The organism is Streptomyces sp. XM83C, from assembly GCF_023072675.1.
Taxonomy (GTDB): Bacteria; Actinomycetota; Actinomycetes; order Streptomycetales; family Streptomycetaceae; genus Streptomyces; species Streptomyces thermocoprophilus.
In genome coordinates, this window is record NZ_JALLGL010000051.1 from 1 (window position 1) to 18,888 (window position 18,888).

The window sequence follows — 18,888 nt, forward strand, 5'->3', positions numbered from 1 at the left end:
GGGTCGATCGGGGTGGTGTCGGGGTACGTTCGGGGGTGGGTAAGGGAACGGTAAAACGGTCTCGCTCGTTGACCGGGCATGACAGCTATGACCCCCGGCTCGAACATCCCGCTCCCCGTCGTCCGTGTGGCGGTGGACGTCTCCGCTCCCGTGCGGCTGGACGTCTCGGGCCTGCTGCTCACCGCCGACGGCAAGGTGCGCTCCGACGACGACTTCATCTTCTACAACCAGCCCTCCGGCCCGGGCGTGACCTACCGCTCCGGCAACGGCACGGCCCCCGATGTGATCACCGTGGACACGTCCGCCGTCCCGCCGGGCATCGAGAAGATCGTCGTGACCGCGAGCCCCGACGCGGCCGGCCAGACCTTCCAGGGCATCGAACCGACGGCCACGATCCGCAACGCCGACGACGGCTCCGTCCTCGCCACCTTCACGCCGCCGCGGCTCGGTGCCGAGACGGCGCTGGTGGTCGTGGAGATCTACCTGCGCAACGGCCAGTGGAAGGCCCGCGCCGTCGGCCAGGGGTACGCCAACGGTCTGGCGGGCATCGCCACCGACTTCGGGGTGAGCGTCGAGGAGCCCGCGTCCGCGCCGCCGGCCCCCGGCACCGGCAAGGTCAACCTCGACAAGGGCCGTGTGAGCCTGCAGAAGAACCAGACGGTGTCCCTCGTCAAGGGCGGGCGTCCGCTGCTTACGCAGGTGAAGATGGGCCTCGGCTGGGAGCCCGCCTTCCGCGGCAAGGACATCGACCTGGACGCGTCCGTCATCGCCTACGGCCCGCAGCGCAACCACATCGACAGCTGCTACTTCGGCAAGCTGACCATCCTGTCCGGTGCGATCCGGCACTCCGGGGACAACCTCACCGGTGAGGGCGCCGGGGACGACGAGGTGATCACCGTCGATCTGGGCCGGCTGCCGCAGGAGGTCACGGGCCTGGTGTTCACCGTGAACTCGTTCTCGGGACAGAAGTTCACCGAGGTCGCCAAGGCCTACTGCCGGCTGATGGACGCCGCCTCCGGTGAGGAGCTGGTCCGCTTCGACCTGACCGGCGCCGAGCCGCAGACCGGCGTGATGATGGCGAAGCTCATCCGGCAGTTCTCCGGCGAGTGGGAGATGACCGCGATGGGGGACTTCGTGAAGGCGCGCACGGTGCGCAACATGGTGAAGCCGGCCTCGCAGGCCCTGTGACCGTCCCCGTCCGGGCGCCCCGCCGACGGGGCGCCCGGACCAGGGCTCGGGGTCGAGGCCGGGGGCGGGCCAGGACCAGCGGCCTCGGCCGGGACCGGTACGAACGCCGGGCCGGGCTCACGAACGGCCGGGCTCGGGGCCGGGCACGACCCCAGCCGGGCGCGACCGAGCCGGGTCCGGCCGAGGCAGGGCTCACGGCCGGGGACGCAGGCCCTCCGTCAGCAGCGACAGATAGCGGGTCAGCTGCCCGCCCTCGGGGTCGGCGAGTTCCGCGGCGCCGGCCACGCCGTGCGCCAGCCGCAGTACGTCCGACGGCTCGACGTCGGCGCGCAGGGTGCCTTCCTTCTGCGCCGCCTCCACCAGCCGTGCCGCCGCGGCCCGCATCGGAGTGCCGCAGGCGTTGAGCGCGGCGGTGCCGCCGTCGGCGACGGCCGAGCCCAGCAGGGCCTTCATGCCGCGCACCTGGACCGTGCCGACGCACACCTCGTGCAGCCATGCCTCCAGCGCCGCGCCGGGCGGCAGCCGGTCGGCGAGTTCACCGGCTCTCGCCGCCATCGCCTCGATGCGGTCCAGATACGCCGCCTCCAGCAGCGCCTGGCGGGTGGGGAAATGCCGGTAGAGCGTGCCGGAGCCCACCCCCGCACGTTTGGCGATGTCGTCGAGCGACGCGCCCTCCCCATGCTCGGCGAAGGCCTCCGCCGCCGCCTTCAGCAACCGCTCGTAGTTGCGGCGAGCGTCCGCGCGCATGGGTTTGAGCTGCGTCATCCAGGAACTCCTTGCGGGAACGGAGACCTTCTCCGTGCTGGGGCGAAGTCCGGACGGAGCCGGTTCCCGGCCGGGCGGTGCCGTCCGGGCCGGGTCGCCCTCCGTCCGTGCTGCCCGCATGGTCCACCACTTTCCGCGCCGGCACCAGACACCGTAGGACGACACGACCGCAGGACACCCGGACAGGGACCCTCCCCCGTCCGGGTGCCCCCGGTGTGCGCCGCGCCCGGCGGTACGGCCGGTGCGGTCGTGCCGCCGGGCACGAAGGCCGGCGGGGCCCGGTCCCCCGTACCGCGCCCCGCCCGCCGTGCCCCGCGCCGCCCGCTATGCCGCCGTGCGCTCCCACGGCCAGGCGGCGTCGCGGCCCGCCTCCAGCAGCGGCACCATGCGGAACGCCGCGTCGGTGAGGCCCGCGAAGGTGTGCCGGTTGTGCCGGCCGGACGGGCCGTGACCGGCCCGGTAGCCGGCGAGGTTCCAGGTGTAGACCGGGATGTGCGCCGGGATCTGCTCGGTCGGGTCGCCGTGCGCGCTCGGCGCGTACTGCTCGTCGGTGACGATCAGCACCCGGTCGTGCCGCCGGTAGTGGCGCCGTACCGCCGCGACGGTGTCGGTGCCGCCCAGGTCGCCGAAGCGGCCCAGCACCTTCAGCACGGACTCGCCCTTGCGGAACGGCACCACGTCGCTCGTCGTGCCGAACTCGACCAGGTCCGCATGGTCGGCCCGCAGTGCGATCGCCGCGCCGAACACCGCCGCCGCGTCCGCGCGGGTCAGCTCGGACCGCTCGGACAGCCGGGACCAGAACATCGAGCCGGAACGGTCCACCAGCACCAGCGTGCGGCCGGGCAGCGCGGGCACATTGGCCAGCGAGTGGCGCAGCGCCTGCTCCAGCGGGTACGCCCAGCGCAGCGACGGGGCGTGCTGCCAGGCGGCGAGGTAGCGGAAGGGGAACTGCCGCGACCGGGCGACCTCGGCGGGGTCGCTGATCCGTGCCGCGACCCGCGCCGCGACCTCGTCGGAGACGCCTGCCTCGTCGAAGTTGCGCAGGTTGCGCACGAGCGCCATGGCGCCCATGGAGGGGATCACGGCCTCCCAGGCGGCCCTGTCCATCGGGCCCTGAAGCCAGCCCGCCAGCGCCTCCCATGTCATACCGGCCTCGGCCAGCCGCTCGGCGCCGCGCGCCGACCGGACCACGGCGCGCCGCTTCTTCACGGGCAGCGCCATGAGTTCGCGGTGCGCGGCGAGGACGGGCACCGACGCGGGCGGAACGGCCGTGTCCGGGTGGTGGCGGCGGTCCAGCGCGTACCGGAACAGGTCGCCCTGCCAGGGCTTGTCCGGGTCGGGCGCGGCGTGCACGAGGTTGAGGATGTCGCCGAAGCGGTAGCCCTTGGAGGCGGTGTCGTACTTCAGCAGCGACTTGCCGGTGTAGAGGCGGCGCACGGCGTCGGCGATGCCGCGCTTGACGGGCTTGGGCACGGCCCGGCCGTAGGTGGCCGTCCAGTAGGCGAGCAGCTCGCCGGGCTCGTCGGGGCGGCGCAGCACGGACGCGACGACCTGCCGGTTGGAGGGGCCGTCGGTGGCGCCGGCGTCGAGGCGTGCCTTGACGTACTCGGCGGCGCCCATGACGGCGGCGCTGCGGATGTTGCCCTCGCCGCGCATCCAGGCGAGCAGTCCCGCGGTCCAGGCCGGGTCGGTGACGGCCAGCTCGCGCATGAGGTGTACGAAGCGGTTGTCGCGGGCGGTGCCGGACTCGTAGTAGGTGTCCTGGGCGGCGAAGTGGGTGACGGCGAGCAGGAACAGCTCGGAGCGCGCGTCGCGCTCGCGGCCTCGGCCGCCCTGGTGGTTGGTGAGCGTACGGCCGGTCGTGGTGACGGGCGAGGCGGGATGCGCCTTGGCGGTACGCGTGTTGAATCGCGCCATGCTGAATTCCCCCGAATTCACTGGTGTTCCGGAGGGAGGCACGGCGGATGGAGGGTGCCCGAGGACTCGGGTCGGCTGCGGAGACGTACAGCTGCTCTGACCTTCTGAGCTTCCCCACCTCTCGAGGTGTGGTCGGGACTCGAACCCGCAACCCGCTGCCTGGGAAGTATCCGCTGCCTGCGCACCGGGCACCCACCATGAGCCGCGCCTCCCGAGATCAGGGCCGGCGGCGGTACGGATTCGATCAGGACGAAGTAACCGCTGCCTTCGCACCGGGAGGTGCGTGCTGCTTTCGGTGTCCAGAGATCGAGGTCGGCTGAACCACGTATGGTGCTCTGTCCCCTGAGCTACACCGGCCCGGTATGCCGGTGGCGGGACTCGAACCCGCGACCTCCCCATTATGAGTGGAAGTAGGTCCTGCCTGTCGCACCTGGACGTACGTCAGCTTAGGGAAGATCGCGGGGCCGGGCGAGCGAATTAACCGGTGCGGTCGGATCGGGTGGGCGGTGTTCAGCCGCGCTGCTTGTGCCGCTTCCAGGGTCCGGTGACGGCCAGCATGATGCCGGGGGTCTGGATGTTGGCGTACAGAGTCCTGCCGTCGGGCGAGAAGGTGACGCCGGTGAACTCGCTGTACTCGGGCTTCTCCGCGGTGCCGATGTTCAGTTCGTTGCGGGCGATGGGGTAGGTGCGTCCGCTGTCGGTGGCGCCGAACAGATGCTGCACACCCTCGCCGTCCTCGGCGATGACGAGGCCGCCGTACGGGGAGACGGTGATGTTGTCGGGGCCGTCGAACGCGCCGTCCTTCGACGGGTCGGGGTTGACGCCGAGCAGCACCTTCAGGGTGAGGGTGCGGCGCTTCGGGTCGTAGAACCAGACCTGGCCGTCGTGCTGGGCGGGGCTCTCCTGACGGGCGAACGAGGAGACGATGTAGACGCCGCCGTCGCCCCACCACATGCCTTCCAGTTTGCGGGCGCGGGTGACCTGGCCGGCGGTGAACTGCTTGCGGACGGAGACGGTCCGCGCGTCGCGGTCGGGGACGTCGGTCCAGTCGACGCCGTAGACGGTGCCGGTCCTCGTCGCGCGGGACAGGTCGTCGACGAATCGGCCGCCGGAGTCGAAGCACTTGAACGCCTGGAGCGTGCCCGCGTCGTCGGCGAGGGTGCGCAGCTTGCCGCGTCCGTGGCGGAAACCGGCGGGCGGGGTCCAGCGGTAGAGCAGGCCGTTGGGGCCGGAGGCGTCCTCGGTGAGGTAGGCGTGGCCGCGCTTGGGGTCGATGACGACGGCCTCGTGGGCGTACCGGCCGAACGCCTTGATCGGCCTGGGGTTCCGGTTGGCGCGGTGGTCGGCGGGGTCGACCTCGAAGACGTAGCCGTGGTCCTTGGTCATGCCGTTCTGGCCGGCTTTGTCCTCGGTCTCCTCACACGTCAGCCAGGTGTTCCAAGGGGTGGAGCCGCCCGCGCAGTTGGTGGAGGTGCCGGCGATGCCGACCCATTCGGCGACCTGGCCGTGGCGGACCTCGACGACCGTGCAGCCGCCGGAGGCCGCGGGGTCGTAGACGAGGCCCTCGGTGAGCGGGACGGGGTGCGTCCAGTTCTTGCGGGGGCCGCTCAGCTCGTGGTTGTTGACGAGGAGGGTGGTGCCGCGCGGGCCGGGGAAGGCGGCGGTGCCGTCGTGGTTGGAGGGGGTGAACTCACCGGACTCCAGGCGGGTCCGGCCGCTGTAGGTGACGACGCGGTAGGAGAAGCCGGCGGGCAGGGCGAGGATGCCGGCCGGGTCGGGGTGGAGGGGGCCGTAGCCGACGGTGTCGTGCTCGGGGCCGTGGCCGTGGGTGTCGCCCGCGGCGGCGGTGTCGTGGGCGGCGAGGGCGTTCGGCGCGGTGGCGAGCGCTCCGACGCTGCCGGCCAGGGCGACCCCGGCACCGGTGAGGGCGGACTTGCGTGTGAAGTCCCTGCGGGTGAGCGACATGGTGTCTCCTGTGACGCGTGACGGTGTGGTGCGTCAAGGCCGGCCGGCCTCGGTGCGGCCACACCGTCGCGCCCGCCGCTGAACGGCGGTTGAACACAGGGGAACGGCGGCGGGATCCGGTGGGTGAATCCCGCCCGCCGTTCGGTCCGGGGGGGTCGGAGGACCCTCGTGAAGGCGCGTCGGCCACGCTCCGGGGAGGCGCGCGGGAGGCCCGGGCAGCCCTGACCACCGTGTGCCGGGGCACCCGAGCGGGACCCCACCCCCCGTGCGCCGCGGCACCCGAGCGGGACCCCACCCCCCGTGCGCGCCGGGGCACCCGAGCGGGACGCCACCCGCCGTGTGCCCGGGGTGCCCGAGCGGGCGTCAGCCGCCGTGCGCCGACCGTGCCTTGAAGGCGGCCTTACGGGCCTCCTTGGCGACCTTCTTGTCCGGGTGGAGGCGGCCCATGGCCTCCAGGACGTCGGCGGTTGCCGGGTGGTCGACACGCCAGGCGGTGGCGAAGAAGCCGTCGTGCTGGGCGGCGAGTCCCTCGACCAGGGCCCGCAGTTCCTCGGAGTTGCCCTCGGCGGCGAGCTGCGCGGCGACCGTGTCGACGGTCAGCCAGAAGATCATCGCCTCGGAGGGTGCGGGGACGTCCGGGGCGCCGTGCTCGGTGAGCCAGACCCGGGCGAGGCCGCCCAGCTCCGGGTCGTCCAGGACCTCGCGCAGCGCGGGCTCGGCGGCCCGGCCGACGAGGGACAGCGCCTCCTGGCAGCGCAGCCGGCGCAGCGGTGCGGCGGGGTCGCTGCCGCGGGCGGCGGCGAGCAGCTCCCGTGCCGCGTGGAGGGGTTCGCGGTGGGCGAGCCACCGCTCGGTCTCGGCGCGCACGGCGCGCGGCCCGTAGGCGGCGGTGCCGTCGAGGAGCGCGTCGGCGCCCTTGTCGGCGAGGTCGCCGACGGCGGGGGCGTCGAAGCCGGCCTCCAGCAGGCGGGCGCGCAGCCCGTACAGGCCGAGCGGGGTGAGGCGGACCATGCCGTAGCGGGAGACGTCGGTGTCGTCGACGGGTTCGGCGGCGGCCGGGCCGGTGTCGTCGGCGTCGGCCATCAGGGCCTCGTCGACGGGCCGGTACTCGACGATCCCGGCGGGCTCCAGCATCCGGAACTGGTCGTCGAGGCGCATCATCGCGTCGGAGACCTGCTCCAGCACGGCGTTGCTGGGCTCCTCCATGTCGCCGGGGACGATCACGGAGGCGGCGAGGGCGGGGAGCGGCACGGGGCCCTCGCCGGGGCCGTCCTCGCTGACGGTGAGGAGGTAGAGGTTGCCGAGCACGCCGTCGAGGAACTCGGCCTCGGCCTCGGGGTCCCAGTCCAGCCGGGAGAGGTCGATCTCGCCGCCGTCCTCCAGGTCGACGGCGTCGATCAGATCGTCCAGGTCGGGCACGGAGGCGTCCGCGAGCACCGCCTCCAGGGCGTCCCGCCAGATGTCCAGCACCTCGCTCGGGGAGCCCGCGGTGAGCCTGCCGAGGTTGCCGCCGGCGGTGACGGTGCCGGTCTCCTCGTCGGTGATCTCCACCAGGCCGGTGTCGACGGCGATCCGCCATGCCTCGCTCGCGTGGGCGGCGGCGTCGTCGCCGGTGAGGCCGAGGGCCTCGGCCGCGGCGGGGAGCTGCTCGTCGGTGAGCCCGCCGCCCGCGTCGACGCGGGTGTCCGGCCCGGCCCAGCGGGCGAGCCGGGCCGCCCGGGAGAGCAGCGGTGTGGACAGGGCGGCCCGTGCCAGCTCCGCGTCGTCGGTCAGCCGCACGGGCGGCAGGGGGGAGCTGTTCGACATGGGGCTCGTTCTCCTCGGACGGTCGTACCACTCAGCCGCTCAGCCTAGACGGATTTCCACCCACGCCGCCCGGTTCATCTCCCTGTCGGCCACCGCGCATGGCTGAAACCTTGACAACTGGCCGGGCCAGGCAGGAGATTGACGCGCGTAGAAGTCGGGGGACAACTGTTCACTGGGTTCTACGCGCGTCCAGCGCACCCGGTGACCGCCCCGACGGACGGGAACCGGCCGCCCGGACGCGACACCGCCGCACCGCAAAGCACCACGTACCACCGTCGACCGGGACGGGTCCACCCGCGATCCGTCCCGGTCGCGCCCTCGTCCCGGCGCTCTGTCACGTCCCCGGAGGGATCCCTTGCCGAGCAAGTCGTCCGCGCGCCTCGCCGCGCTCACCGTCGCCGCCGTGTGTTCCGCGGCGTCCACCGTCGTCCTCACCTCGCCCGCGCACGCCGACTCGGTGCGCATCCACGACATCCAGGGCACGACCCGGACGTCGCCGTACGCCGGCAAGCAGGTCACCGATGTGGCCGGAATCGTCACCGGCATCCGCACCTACGGCTCCTCCAAGGGGTTCTGGATCCAGGACACCGCCCCGGACGACGACCCGGCCACCAGTGAGGGCGTGTTCGTCTTCACCAGCTCCACCCCGAAGGGCGTGGCCGTCGGCGACGCCGTCACGGTGTCCGGCACGGTCTCGGAGTACGTCCCCGGCGGCACCTCCTCCGGCAACCAGTCGATCACCGAGATCACCAAGCCGGTCGTGACGGTCGTCTCCAGCGGCAACGCCGTGCCCGCCCCCGTCGTCCTCGACGCGCGCTCCGTGCCGGACGAGTACACCCCGGCCGGCGACAGCGCCGCGGGCGGCTCCGTGGGCGGGCTCACGCTGCGCCCGTCGAAGTACGCCCTGGACCGCTACGAGTCCCTGGAGGGCATGAACGTCCAGGTCGCCGACGTACGGGTGGTCGGCGCGACCGACCCGTACACCGAGCTGTGGGTGACGGTGAAGCCGGACCAGAACCGCTCCCGCCGCGGCGCCACCGTCTACGGCTCGTACGACTCCCAGAACTCCGGCCGTCTGCAGATCCAGTCCCTGGGCTCGACCGCGGACTTCCCCGTCGCGAACGTCGGCGACCGGCTCACCGGCACGACGACCGGCCCGCTGGACTACAACCAGTACGGCGGCTACACCCTGGTCGCCGAGACGATCGGCACCCTGCGCAGCGGGGGCGTGCAGCGCGAGACGACCGAGAAGCAGAAGAACGGCGAACTGGCGATCGCCACGTACAACGTGGAGAACCTCGACCCGTCCGACGACACGTTCGCCGCGCACGCCTCCGCGATCGTGAACAACCTGCGCTCGCCCGACATCGTGTCGCTGGAGGAGATCCAGGACAACAACGGCGCCACGGACGACGGCACGACCGCCGCCGATGTGACGGTGAACAAGCTGATCGACGCGATCGTCGCCGCGGGCGGCCCCCGCTACGACTGGCGTGCCGTCGACCCGCAGGACAAGACCGACGGCGGTGAGCCCGGCGGCAACATCCGGCAGGTGTTCCTGTTCAACCCCGAGCGGGTCTCCTTCACCGACCGTCCGGGCGGCGACGCCACGACCGCCGTCGGCGTGACGAAGTCCCGTGGCAAGGCGCATCTGACGGTGTCGCCGGGCCGAATCGACCCGACGGACGAGGCGTGGGCGTCCAGCCGCAAGCCGCTGGTCGGCGAGTTCGTCTTCCGCGGCCGTACGGTGTTCGTGATCGCCAACCACTTCAACTCCAAGGGCGGCGACCAGGGCCTGGCCGGGCAGTACCAGCCGCCCGTCCGCAGCTCCGAGGTGCAGCGCCACCGGCAGGCCACGCTGGTCAACGCCTTCGTCAAGGACATCCTCGCCCTCGACAAGAACGCGGACGTCGTCGCGCTCGGCGACATCAACGACTTCGAGTTCTCCGGCACGGCACGGATCCTGGAGAAGGACGGCGCGCTGTGGTCGGCGATCAAGTCGCTGCCGAAGAACGAGCGGTACACGTACGTCTACCAGGGCAATGCGCAGGTCCTCGACCAGATCCTGGTCAGCCCGGCGATCCGGCGCGGCTGTGACCTGGAGTACGACAGCGTGCACCTGAACGCCGAGTTCCACGACCAGATCAGCGACCACGACCCGCAGGTGCTGCGGTTCCACCCGTAGTCCCCCGCGCGCAGTCACCTCGCACGTCGTGTCGGCGCACGGGCGGCGGCCCGGGCCGGAGTGCTCCGGGCCGGGCCGCCGCCGTGTGCAAGGCGGTCCGGGGTGCCGTCACCGGGGGTGGCGCAGGATCCGCCACGCCCCGTACGCGGCGAGGCCGGCGGCGCAGCCCGCCACCAGCCCCGGATGCCGCCGCCCGGCGTGCACCGCGGCCCGCACCGGACGCGGCGCCCGCTGCTCGATGCGACCGCCCGCCTGACGGGCTGTGTCGTGTACGGCGTCCTGCGCCCCGGAGGCCCGGTCCGTCAGCTCCCTCCCCGTGTGGGAGGCGCGGCGCCGGGCGGTGTGCGCAGCCTCGCCGGCGCGTTCCTGGACGGTGTGCCCGGCGCGCTGCACCGTGTGCCCGGCCTTCGTGGCCCGGTCGTGCACGGTGTGCCCGGCCTGGGCGGCGGTGCTGCGCAGCTGCACGGTCATCGCGCCGGCCTTGTCGCGCAGATCGGCGGTGCGGGTGCGGGCACGGGCCCGTACGTCCGCCTTGGCCGCCAGTTCCTCGACGGTCGCGCCGAGCCGGGTGCGGGTCTCGGCGATCTGCCGGCGCAGCTCGTCGGGCCCTTTGGCCCCGCGCGGGGCGTTCTTTCCGGGCCGGTCGCCCGTGGCGTCCGTCATCGGTGCACCCTTCCCTTGATCTCCTCGACATCGGCCTTGACGCTGTCCAGTGCCCGCGACGGGGCCGGCGGTGTGGCGCGCCGCAACTGGGCGCGTCCGGCAAGGCCCAGCACGGCGGCGATGACGAACAGCACCGCCGTGACGATCAGCGCGGCGGCCCACAGCGGCAGGACGAGCCAGAGCGCGGCGACGCCCGTTCCGGCGAGGGCGAGCAGCCCGGCGTAGCCGAACGCGCCCGCTGCGCCGAGGAGTCCGCCGCCGAATCCGGCGCGTTTGCCCTTCTCCGCCAGTTCCGCTTTGGCGAGGGCCATTTCCTGCCGTACGAGCGTCGAGAGCTGTTCGGTGGCCTGGCTGACGAGCCGGCCTACGGACTGCTGACGCGGGTCCGTCCCGGTCCGGGCGGGAGCGGCATACGGTGGTGCGGCCGGCCCGCTGTCGGCGGGCCTGGCGTCGATGGTCCCGGTCACGGTGTTCCGCCTCCTCTCGGTCGGAACGCCGGGTACCCCGCCGGGCGGTGGCTACCCGTGGGCCGGTCCGTCGCCGCCGCGTTCGCCGAGCCGGGCGAGCTGCGTCTGGAACCAGTCGAGCCGTGCCTGGAGCAGCGCCGCCTCGGCGACCAGCTCGGGAACGGTCGGACCGGGCCCGCCGGCGCCGGCCTCGGCACCCGGCGGCGGTGTGCCTCCGCTCGCCCGGACCCGCAGTCCCTCCCCCGCCAGCCGTGCGAACGCGGCCAGCGACACTGCCGTACGGCGCTGCGCGCAGCCGGCGCACACGGGGGCGAGGGCCCGCCAGCCGGGGCGGCCCCAGCCCGCGTCGGCGAGGGCGGTGGCGGTCGCGCCGCAGGCACAGGGGCCGGCGGTGGCCGTGCGCACCCGCTGCCGGGCGTAGCGGAAGCCGCGCTCGAAGCGGATGTACGCGCCCAGCACCGTGACCTCCAGCAGCAGGGCCGAGCGGTGGTCGGCGGTGCACAGCAGCGCCTCGGCGGCCGTACGGTCGTGCACGCAGTGGAAGCCGCAGTCGCAGCGGCGGTGCGGCGGCCGGTGCCGCAGCCCGTAGGCGCAGGACGCGTCGGCGAGGACGCCGTACGGCAGCGCGCCGCCGAGCGACACGCCGGTGAAGGCGGCACGCGTGCCGTCCTGGGACAGCACCGCGTGGGCGATCTTGTAGCCGGTCGGCGGCTCCGTCGGGCGTTCCTCCGGAAGCCGCAGCCTCATCGGGCGGCCGGCACCTCTTCGGGCACGTCGGCCGCGGCCGGGGTGTCGGTGCCGGTGCGGTCGAGGGCGGTCGGGATGTCGTCGGTGTCCTGGTCGGTGGTGCGGGGCCGCTCCTCGGCGACGCCGGTGGCGACTGCCTTGCCGAGCTTCATGACGCCTCCCATGGCCGGTGGTCCATGACCCGTCCCGACCATGGTGGCCCACGAACGGCGCCTTGGACACAGGGCGTCGGGAGACACCCCCCAGCATGGCGTAGCAAAACTTACCGATACCGGGAAGAAGATTTAAGTGGAGCTACGCGATGAGGGTCCGGAGACTGCTGCACATGACCGACGAACGCTCCACCACCCCGCCGTTCGGCCGCGCCCTGTGCGCCATGATCACGCCCTTCACCGAGGACGGCGCCCTCGACCTGGACGGCGCCCGGACCCTCGCCGACCGGCTGGTCCGGGAAGGCTGCGACGGCCTGGTCCTGTCCGGGACGACGGGAGAGTCACCGACCACGACGGACGAGGAGAAGACCGAGCTGATCCGCGCCGTACGTGAGGCGCTTGGAGAGCGCGCGGTGCTGGTCGCGGGCGTCGGCACGGCCGACACCCGGCACACCGCCGAGCTCGCGCTGCGGGCCGGGAGGGCGGGCGCGGACGGGGTGCTGGTCGTCACGCCGTACTGCAGCAGGCCGCCGCAGGACGCGGTGGAGGCGCACTTCCGTGAGGTGGCGGACGCCTCCGACGTACCGGTCATGCTGTACGACATCCCCGGCCGCACCGGCACCCGTATCGAGCCGGAAACGATGATCCGCCTCGCCGGGCACCCCGGCATCGTGGCGGTCAAGGACTGCTCCTACGACCTCCTCGGCATCCAGAAGGTCCTCCGCGAGACCGCCCTGGCCGTCTACGCCGGCTGCGACGAACAGATCCTCCCCCTGTACGCGCTGGGCGCGACCGGATACGTCAGCACGGTCGCCAACGCGGCCCCGGCCCACATGCGGTCCGTCCTCGACGCCCACGACGCCGGCGACACCGCGGAGGCGGCCCGCCTCCAGCTCGCGGCGCTCCCCCTGATCGAGGCGATGACGGCCTCCGGCCTCCCCGGCACGGTCACCACCAAGGCCCTCCTGGCCACCCTCGCCCTCCCCGCGGGCCCGGTCCGCCCACCCCTGCGCCCGGCCACCGGAACCACGGTGACGGCCCTGCGGAAGGCGTACGACGCTCTGGTCTGAGGCGGGAACACCGAAGCGCCCTCCCCCGGCGGGGGGAAGGCGCCCGGTGGCCGCGTGGGGTCAGTTGTGGGCGTGCAGGATGTCGTTCAGGCCGCCCCAGACCGCGTTGTTCGGGCGGGCCTCGACGGCGCCGGTGACCGAGTTGCGGCGGAAGAGGATGTTGGAGGCGCCGTTCAGCTCGCGGGCCTTGACGATCTGCCCGTCGGGCATGGTGACGCGGGTGCCGGCGGTGACGTACAGGCCGGCCTCGACCACGCACTCGTCGCCGAGGGCGATGCCCACACCGGCCTCGGCGCCGATCAGGCAGCGCTCGCCGATGGTGATGCGGACGTTGCCGCCGCCGGAGAGGGTGCCCATGGTGGAGGCGCCGCCGCCGATGTCGGAGCCGTCGCCGACGACGACACCCGCGGAGATGCGGCCCTCGACCATGGAGGTGCCGAGGGTGCCCGCGTTGAAGTTGACGAAGCCCTCGTGCATGACGGTGGTGCCCTCGGCGAGGTGCGCGCCGAGACGGACGCGGTCGGCGTCGGCGATGCGCACGCCCTTGGGGGCGACGTAGTCCGTCATCCGGGGGAACTTGTCGATCGAGGTGACCTGGAGGTGCAGGCCCTCGGCGCGGGCGTTCAGACGGACCTTCTCGACGTCGTCCACCGGGACGGGACCGAGGGAGGTCCAGGCGACGTTGGCGAGGTGGGCGAAGATGCCGTCGAGGTTCTGGCCGTGCGGCTCGACCAGGCGGTGGGAGAGCAGGTGCAGCCTCAGATAGACGTCGTGGGCGTCGATCGGCTTCTCGTCGAGGGAGGCGATGACCGTGCGGACCGCGACCACCTCGACACCGCGGCGGGCGTCCGGGCCGACCGCCCTGCCCGCGCCGGCGCCCAGCAGCTGGGCGGCCCGCTCCGGGGAGAGCCGCTCCGTGCCGGCCGGGCCGGGCTCCTCGACCAGCTCGGGGGCCGGGAACCAGGTGTCGAGGACGGTGCCGTCGGAGGCGATCGTGGCGAGGCCGGCGGCGACGGCGCCGGTGGTACGAGAAGCAGTCGAGTCGGTCATGAGGGCAACCTAACCGGCCGGGCCCCGCCGAGGCCAACCCGCGGCCCGGTGTCTCAGGAGGCGGGCGGGACCGCCCGCCGGCTCAGTGCGCGCCGCCCAGGTTGAGCACGACCACACCGATGATGATCAAGGCGATCCCGGCCGCTTTCGCGACCGTCATGCCCTCGCCGAGGAAGAGGATCCCGATGGTGGCGATGGCTGCCGTGCCGACACCGGACCAGATGGCGTAGGCGGTGGCCACGGAGACGGTCTTCAGGGTCTGCGCCAGCAGCCAGAAGGAGATCAGATAGCCGAGCAGGGTCAGCACCGAGGGCCACAGTTTGCTGAAGCCGTCGCTGTACTTCATCGCGGTCGTCCCGCCGACCTCCGCGGCGATGGCTCCGAGCAGCAGCAGGTATCCCATGCGCACGACCGTACTCCCCGAAGATCGTCGGGAGTGCGGGAAGACCCCCGGCACGATGCCGGGGGCCTTCCGGGGCCGTCGTACGAGCAGGGCCCGGATCGTCGTACGAGCAGGGCCCGGATCGTCGTACCAGCGGGGGCTCAGACGTTGAAGCCGAGTGCCCGCAGCTGTTCGCGGCCGTCGTCGGTGATCTTGTCGGGGCCCCACGGCGGCATCCACACCCAGTTGATGCGCAGCTCGTTGACGAGGCCGTCCGTGGCGGACTTGGCCTGGTCCTCGATGACATCGGTGAGCGGGCAGGCCGCCGACGTCAGCGTCATGTCGACGGTGGCCACGTTGGACTCGTCGATGTGGATGCCGTAGATCAGGCCGAGGTTGACGACGTCGATGCCGAGTTCGGGGTCGACGACGTCCATCAGGGCCTCGCGGAGTTCCTCCTCCGAGACCGGCTTCATCTCAGCGGTGTCGGTCATGCCGTCTTCCTTTCGGCGTCGGCTCCGCCCAGGGCCTGGGCCGTCGCGTCCTTCCACGCCATCCAGCTGAGGAGGGCGCACTTGACCCGGGCCGGGTACTTGGAGACACCGGCGAACGCGACCGCGTCCTCCAGCACCTCCTCCATCGCGTCGTCGGGTTCGATCTTCCCCTTGGACTGCATCAGCTCCAGGAAGGTCTCCTGGATCCGCTGCGCCTCGGTGAGGTCCTTGCCGACCAGCAGTTCGTTGAGCACGGACGCGCTGGCCTGGCTGATGGAGCAGCCCTGGCCCTCGTACGACACGTCCTGGACGGTGGTGCCGTCGTACTTCACGCGCAGGGTGATCTCGTCACCGCACGTCGGGTTGACATGGTGCACCTCGGCGTCGCCGTCCCGCAGACCACGCCCGTGAGGGTTCTTGTAGTGGTCCAGGATGACGTCCTGGTACATCGAGTCCAGCTTCACCGTTCAGCACGCCCCTCAGCCGAAGAAGTTCCGTACGTGCTCCAGGCCCGTGACGAGTGCGTCGATCTCGGCCGGCGTGGAGTACAGATAGAACGACGCTCGCGTGGTCGCAGGAATTCCGTAGCGCAGGCAGACGGGACGCGCGCAGTGGTGGCCGACGCGGACCGCGATGCCCTGCTCGTCGAGGACCTGGCCCACGTCGTGCGGGTGGATGTCGCCCAGCGTGAACGAGATCGCCGCACCGCGGTCCTCGGCCGTGGACGGGCCGATGATCTTCAGGTCGGGGACCTCGGTCAGCCGCCGGACGGCGTACTCGGTCAGCGCGTGCTCATGGGCCTGGATCTTGTCCATGCCGATCGCGTTGAGGTAGTCGATCGCCGCGCCGAGGCCGATCGCCTGGGAGATCGGCGGGGTGCCCGCCTCGAACTTGTGCGGGGCGGGGGCGTACGTCGACGAGTGCATCGACACGGTCTCGATCATCTCGCCGCCGCCGAGGAACGGGGGCAGGTCCTCCAGGAGTTCCTGGCGGCCCCACAGCACGCCGATGCCGGTCGGGCCGAGCATCTTGTGGCCGGTGAAGGCGACGAAGTCGGCCTGGAGGGCCTGCACGTCCAGCGGCATGTGCGGCGCGGCCTGCGAGGCGTCGATGCAGACCAGCGCACCGACCTCCTGGGCGCGGCGGACTATGGCCTCGACCGGGTTGACCGTGCCGAGGATGTTCGACACCAGCACGAAGGAGACGATCTTCGTCTTCTCGGTGATGATCTCGTCGATGTTCGACAGGTCGAGACGGCCGTCGTCGGTGAGGCCGAACCACTTCAGCTTCGCGCCCGTGCGCTGCGCGAGCAGCTGCCACGGCACGATGTTGGAGTGGTGCTCCATCTCCGTGATGACGATCTCGGTGTCGGCGTCCACCCGGTAGGGCTCGTCGGCCCAGCCGAGCATGTTCGCGACGAGGTTGAGCGACTCGGAGGCGTTCTTGGTGAAGATGACCTCGTCGCGGCTGGGCGCGTTGATGAACGCGGCGACCTTGTCGCGCGCGCCCTCGTACAGCGCCGTGGCCTCCTCGGCGAGCACGTGCACACCGCGGTGGACGTTGGCGTTGTGCTGTTCGTAGTACTCGGAGAGCACGTCGAGGACCTGGCGCGGCGTCTGCGAGGTGGCCGCGTTGTCCAGGTAGACCAGCTTCCGCTCGTCGTGGACCAGCCGGTCCAGGATGGGGAAGTCCTTGCGGATCGCCTCGGTGTCGAGGAGGCCCGGCAGCTGTGTCACGCGGATGCGCCACCCTTCACGTACGACTCGTAGCCCTCGTTCTCCAGCTTGTCCGCGAGCTCCGGGCCGCCGGACTCGACGATGCGACCGCCGGCGAAGACGTGGACGTGGTCGGGCTTGATGTAGCGCAGGATGCGCGTGTAGTGCGTGATCAGCAGGGTGCCGACCTCGCCGGTCTCGCGGACGCGGTTGACGCCCTCGGAGACGATGCGGAGGGCGTCGACGTCGAGACCGGAGTCGGTCTCGTCGAGGATCGCGACCTTCGGCTTGAGCAGTTCGAGCTGGAGGATCTCGTGGCGCTTCTTCTCACCGCCGGAGAAGCCCTCGTTGACGTTGCGCTCGGCGAAGGAGGGGTCCATGTTGAGGCGCTCCATGGCCTCCTTGACCTCCTTCACCCAGGTGCGCAGCTTGGGGGCCTCCCCGCGGACGGCGGTGGCGGAGGTGCGCAGGAAGTTGGAGACCGAGACGCCGGGGACCTCGACCGGGTACTGCATGGCGAGGAACAGGCCGGCGCGGGCGCGCTCGTCGACGGACATCTCCAGGACGTCCTCGCCGTCGAGGGTGACGGTGCCGCCGGTGATCGTGTACTTGGGGTGGCCGGCGAGGGAGTAGGCGAGGGTCGACTTGCCCGAGCCGTTGGGGCCCATGATGGCGTGCGTCTCGCCCTGCTTCACGGTGAGGTCGACGCCCTTGAGGATCTCCTTCGTGGCGTTGTCGGCCTCGACGGTGACGTGCAGGTCTCGGATTTCAAGCGTTGCCATGGGTGCCTCAGGACTCCTGGGTGAGGGAGACGAGCACGTCGTCCCCTTCGATCTTTACGGGGTATACGGGGACGGGACGCGTCGCCGGAAGGCTGTCGGGCTTTCCGGAGCGGAGGTCGAAGCGCGAGCCGTGCAGCCAGCATTCGATGTGGCAGTCGTCGACCTCGCCCTCGGACAGGGAGACGTTCGCGTGGGAGCAGATGTCGTGGATCGCGAACACCTCCCCCTCGGTCTGCACGATGGACACGGGCGTGCCGTCGAGTTCCACCCGCTTCGGGGTGTCCTCCTCCAGCTCGCTCAGCCCGCAGGCGCGTACGAAGGTCATGCGACCGACGCCTCCAGCTCCTGTTCGATCTTGGCGAGCAGCCGCTCCTCGATGTCCGTGACACCGATCTGCTGGACGAGTTCGGCGAAGAAGCCGCGGACGACGAGGCGGCGGGCCTCGTGCTCCGGGATGCCACGGGCCATCAGGTAGAAGAGCTGCTCGTCGTCGAAGCGGCCGGTGGCGGAGGCGTGGCCGGCGCCGACGATCTCGCCGGTCTCGATCTCCAGGTTCGGCACCGAGTCGACGCGGGCGCCGTCGGTGAGGACCAGGTTGCGGTTCATCTCGTAGGTGTCGGTGCCCTCGGCCGCGGCCTCGATGAGCACGTCGCCGATCCACACCGCGTGCGCGTCGTCGCCCTGGAGGGCGCCCTTGTAGACGACGTTGGACTTGCAGTGCGGCACGTTGTGGGTGACCAGCAGGCGGTGCTCCTGGTGCTGGCCGGCGTCGGTGAAGTACAGACCGAACAGTTCGGCCTCGCCGCCGGGGCCCGCGTAGGTGACGCGCGGGTGGAGGCGGACGACGTCGCCGCCGAAGGTGACGACGACCGACTTGAAGGAGGCGTCGCGTCCGATCAACGCGTTGTGCTGGGCGACGTGGACGGCCTTGTCGTCCCAGTCCTGGACGGAGACGACGGTCAGCTTGGCGCCGTCGCCCAGGACGTAGTCGACGTTGGCGGCGAGGACGGCGTCGCCGGTGTGGTCGATGACGACGACGGCCTCGGCGAACGCGCCCAGTTCGATGACCTGGTGGCCGAAGGCGACGCCGCCCTCGCCGTGCACGGCGATGCGGATCGGCTCGGTGAGGACGGACTCCTTCGGCACGGTGACGACCGAGGCCTTCTCGAAGGCGGAGTACGCCTGCGCGGCGACGCGGTCCACGGGGGTGCCGGCCCTGCCGAGCCGGGCGTCGTCGCGGCCGACGGTCTCGACGGTGACGCCCTCGGGCGCCCGCACGTCGACCTTGACGCCCTCACCGGTGGCGGTGGCGGTGCCGTCGTGCAGCCCGCGCAGGCGCTCCAGCGGGGTGAACCGCCACTCCTCCTCGCGGCCGTGCGGGACGGGGAAGTCCGTGACGTCGAAGGAGGGCGGGGCGCTCATGCGGGAGACGACGGTCGACTCCGCGGCGACCGCGATCGATCCGGCGGTCGTGGAACCGACCGGGAGATTCTGAGCCTCAGCCATGGCTGTCGTAGTGCTCGCTTTCCGTTACGTAAGG

General features: G+C 72.0%; 19 protein-coding genes. 3 read left to right on the forward strand and 16 right to left on the reverse strand.

Annotated features, from left to right (window positions below; all coding sequences use genetic code 11):
* The first annotated feature begins 87 nt into the window (after positions 1 to 87).
* Entirely contained in the window at positions 88 to 1,188 is a 1,101-nt protein-coding gene (locus MTQ10_RS08820) for a TerD family protein (protein ID WP_247464305.1), read from the forward strand.
* A 192-nt stretch (positions 1,189 to 1,380) separates the two neighbouring features.
* Here MTQ10_RS08820 and MTQ10_RS08825 read toward each other — a convergent pair whose 3' ends face one another.
* The 4 genes from MTQ10_RS08825 to MTQ10_RS08840 form a co-directional block, all read right to left on the reverse strand.
* Positions 1,381 to 1,953 (reverse strand): TetR/AcrR family transcriptional regulator, encoded by a 573-nt coding sequence (locus MTQ10_RS08825; RefSeq protein ID WP_247464239.1) that lies wholly within the window; start codon positions 1,951 to 1,953, stop codon positions 1,381 to 1,383.
* 324 nt (positions 1,954 to 2,277) lie between these two features.
* Entirely contained in the window at positions 2,278 to 3,870 is a 1,593-nt protein-coding gene (locus tag MTQ10_RS08830) for a TROVE domain-containing protein (RefSeq protein WP_247464242.1), read from the reverse strand.
* 510 nt (positions 3,871 to 4,380) lie between these two features.
* Entirely contained in the window at positions 4,381 to 5,835 is a 1,455-nt protein-coding gene (locus tag MTQ10_RS08835; RefSeq protein ID WP_247464245.1) for an alkaline phosphatase PhoX, read from the reverse strand.
* A 363-nt stretch (positions 5,836 to 6,198) separates the two neighbouring features.
* Complete coding sequence (locus tag MTQ10_RS08840) at positions 6,199 to 7,641, reverse strand: hypothetical protein (protein WP_247464248.1); 1,443 nt, start codon at positions 7,639 to 7,641, stop codon at positions 6,199 to 6,201.
* Between the two features lie 355 nt (positions 7,642 to 7,996).
* Between MTQ10_RS08840 and MTQ10_RS08845 the strand changes: the two genes are divergently transcribed.
* Positions 7,997 to 9,826: an endonuclease/exonuclease/phosphatase family protein gene (locus MTQ10_RS08845; RefSeq protein ID WP_247464251.1), complete on the forward strand. Its 1,830-nt coding sequence runs from the start codon at positions 7,997 to 7,999 to the stop codon at positions 9,824 to 9,826.
* 108 nt (positions 9,827 to 9,934) lie between these two features.
* On the opposite strand, the gene MTQ10_RS08850 is transcribed toward MTQ10_RS08845, so the two are convergent.
* From MTQ10_RS08850 to MTQ10_RS08865, 4 genes are read right to left on the reverse strand one after another with little or no spacing between them, the layout of a single operon-like run.
* Positions 9,935 to 10,489, reverse strand: a complete 555-nt coding sequence (locus MTQ10_RS08850; protein ID WP_247464254.1) for a DUF3618 domain-containing protein — start codon at positions 10,487 to 10,489, stop codon at positions 9,935 to 9,937.
* Complete coding sequence (locus MTQ10_RS08855; protein ID WP_247464256.1) at positions 10,486 to 10,956, reverse strand: phage holin family protein; 471 nt, start codon at positions 10,954 to 10,956, stop codon at positions 10,486 to 10,488. The genes MTQ10_RS08850 and MTQ10_RS08855 overlap by 4 nt, the downstream gene beginning before the upstream one ends.
* A gap of 51 nt (positions 10,957 to 11,007) precedes the next feature.
* Positions 11,008 to 11,703, reverse strand: a complete 696-nt coding sequence (locus MTQ10_RS08860; protein ID WP_247464259.1) for a hypothetical protein — start codon at positions 11,701 to 11,703, stop codon at positions 11,008 to 11,010.
* Positions 11,700 to 11,855 (reverse strand): hypothetical protein, encoded by a 156-nt coding sequence (locus MTQ10_RS08865; protein ID WP_247464262.1) that lies wholly within the window; start codon positions 11,853 to 11,855, stop codon positions 11,700 to 11,702. Before MTQ10_RS08865 ends, MTQ10_RS08860 begins: the two co-directional genes overlap by 4 nt.
* Before the next feature lie 149 nt (positions 11,856 to 12,004).
* Here MTQ10_RS08865 and dapA point away from each other — a divergent pair, with 149 nt between their 5' ends.
* Positions 12,005 to 12,925: a 4-hydroxy-tetrahydrodipicolinate synthase gene (gene dapA / locus MTQ10_RS08870; RefSeq protein ID WP_247464264.1), complete on the forward strand. Its 921-nt coding sequence runs from the start codon at positions 12,005 to 12,007 to the stop codon at positions 12,923 to 12,925.
* Positions 12,926 to 12,985: 60 nt separating this feature from the next.
* Here dapA and dapD read toward each other — a convergent pair whose 3' ends face one another.
* The 8 genes from dapD to sufD all read right to left on the reverse strand — a co-directional run bounded on the left by dapD (position 12,986) and on the right by sufD (position 18,854).
* Positions 12,986 to 13,975, reverse strand: coding sequence for a 2,3,4,5-tetrahydropyridine-2,6-dicarboxylate N-succinyltransferase (gene dapD / locus MTQ10_RS08875; RefSeq protein ID WP_247464266.1), 990 nt, complete (start codon positions 13,973 to 13,975; stop codon positions 12,986 to 12,988).
* 82 nt (positions 13,976 to 14,057) lie between these two features.
* Positions 14,058 to 14,378 (reverse strand): DMT family transporter, encoded by a 321-nt coding sequence (locus tag MTQ10_RS08880; RefSeq protein WP_247464269.1) that lies wholly within the window; start codon positions 14,376 to 14,378, stop codon positions 14,058 to 14,060.
* A 140-nt stretch (positions 14,379 to 14,518) separates the two neighbouring features.
* A complete protein-coding gene (locus tag MTQ10_RS08885) occupies positions 14,519 to 14,851 on the reverse strand; it encodes a metal-sulfur cluster assembly factor (RefSeq protein WP_247464273.1) in 333 nt (110 codons plus the stop codon).
* Positions 14,848 to 15,315, reverse strand: a complete 468-nt coding sequence (sufU, locus tag MTQ10_RS08890) for a Fe-S cluster assembly sulfur transfer protein SufU (RefSeq protein ID WP_247464277.1) — start codon at positions 15,313 to 15,315, stop codon at positions 14,848 to 14,850. Before sufU ends, MTQ10_RS08885 begins: the two co-directional genes overlap by 4 nt.
* Positions 15,316 to 15,330: 15 nt before the next feature.
* Complete coding sequence (locus tag MTQ10_RS08895; protein ID WP_247464278.1) at positions 15,331 to 16,587, reverse strand: cysteine desulfurase; 1,257 nt, start codon at positions 16,585 to 16,587, stop codon at positions 15,331 to 15,333.
* Positions 16,584 to 17,348 carry a Fe-S cluster assembly ATPase SufC gene (sufC, locus tag MTQ10_RS08900; RefSeq protein ID WP_103784221.1) on the reverse strand — a complete coding sequence of 255 codons (765 nt, stop codon included), beginning with the start codon at positions 17,346 to 17,348 and terminating at the stop codon, positions 16,584 to 16,586. Before sufC ends, MTQ10_RS08895 begins: the two co-directional genes overlap by 4 nt.
* 7 nt (positions 17,349 to 17,355) lie before the next feature.
* Positions 17,356 to 17,673 carry a non-heme iron oxygenase ferredoxin subunit gene (locus MTQ10_RS08905; RefSeq protein WP_247464281.1) on the reverse strand — a complete coding sequence of 106 codons (318 nt, stop codon included), beginning with the start codon at positions 17,671 to 17,673 and terminating at the stop codon, positions 17,356 to 17,358.
* Positions 17,670 to 18,854 carry a Fe-S cluster assembly protein SufD gene (gene sufD, locus MTQ10_RS08910; RefSeq protein WP_247464283.1) on the reverse strand — a complete coding sequence of 395 codons (1,185 nt, stop codon included), beginning with the start codon at positions 18,852 to 18,854 and terminating at the stop codon, positions 17,670 to 17,672. Before sufD ends, MTQ10_RS08905 begins: the two co-directional genes overlap by 4 nt.
* Positions 18,855 to 18,888 lie beyond the last annotated feature (34 nt).

What these genes read in the sequence shown, in the direction of transcription:
- MTQ10_RS08820 (WP_247464305.1), top strand. Translation starts at nt 88, where the DNA reads ATGACCCCCGGCTCGAACATCCCGCTCCCCGTCGTCCGTGTGGCGGTG.
- MTQ10_RS08825 (WP_247464239.1), bottom strand. Translation starts at nt 1,953, where the DNA reads ATGACGCAGCTCAAACCCATGCGCGCGGACGCTCGCCGCAACTACGAG.
- MTQ10_RS08830 (WP_247464242.1), bottom strand. Translation starts at nt 3,870, where the DNA reads ATGGCGCGATTCAACACGCGTACCGCCAAGGCGCATCCCGCCTCGCCC.
- MTQ10_RS08835 (WP_247464245.1), bottom strand. Translation starts at nt 5,835, where the DNA reads ATGTCGCTCACCCGCAGGGACTTCACACGCAAGTCCGCCCTCACCGGT.
- MTQ10_RS08840 (WP_247464248.1), bottom strand. Translation starts at nt 7,641, where the DNA reads ATGTCGAACAGCTCCCCCCTGCCGCCCGTGCGGCTGACCGACGACGCG.
- MTQ10_RS08850 (WP_247464254.1), bottom strand. Translation starts at nt 10,489, where the DNA reads ATGACGGACGCCACGGGCGACCGGCCCGGAAAGAACGCCCCGCGCGGG.
- MTQ10_RS08860 (WP_247464259.1), bottom strand. Translation starts at nt 11,703, where the DNA reads ATGAGGCTGCGGCTTCCGGAGGAACGCCCGACGGAGCCGCCGACCGGC.
- MTQ10_RS08865 (WP_247464262.1), bottom strand. Translation starts at nt 11,855, where the DNA reads ATGAAGCTCGGCAAGGCAGTCGCCACCGGCGTCGCCGAGGAGCGGCCC.
- dapA (WP_247464264.1), top strand. Translation starts at nt 12,005, where the DNA reads ATGAGGGTCCGGAGACTGCTGCACATGACCGACGAACGCTCCACCACC.
- dapD (WP_247464266.1), bottom strand. Translation starts at nt 13,975, where the DNA reads ATGACCGACTCGACTGCTTCTCGTACCACCGGCGCCGTCGCCGCCGGC.
- MTQ10_RS08880 (WP_247464269.1), bottom strand. Translation starts at nt 14,378, where the DNA reads ATGGGATACCTGCTGCTGCTCGGAGCCATCGCCGCGGAGGTCGGCGGG.
- MTQ10_RS08885 (WP_247464273.1), bottom strand. Translation starts at nt 14,851, where the DNA reads ATGACCGACACCGCTGAGATGAAGCCGGTCTCGGAGGAGGAACTCCGC.
- sufC (WP_103784221.1), bottom strand. Translation starts at nt 17,348, where the DNA reads ATGGCAACGCTTGAAATCCGAGACCTGCACGTCACCGTCGAGGCCGAC.
- MTQ10_RS08905 (WP_247464281.1), bottom strand. Translation starts at nt 17,673, where the DNA reads ATGACCTTCGTACGCGCCTGCGGGCTGAGCGAGCTGGAGGAGGACACC.
- sufD (WP_247464283.1), bottom strand. Translation starts at nt 18,854, where the DNA reads ATGGCTGAGGCTCAGAATCTCCCGGTCGGTTCCACGACCGCCGGATCG.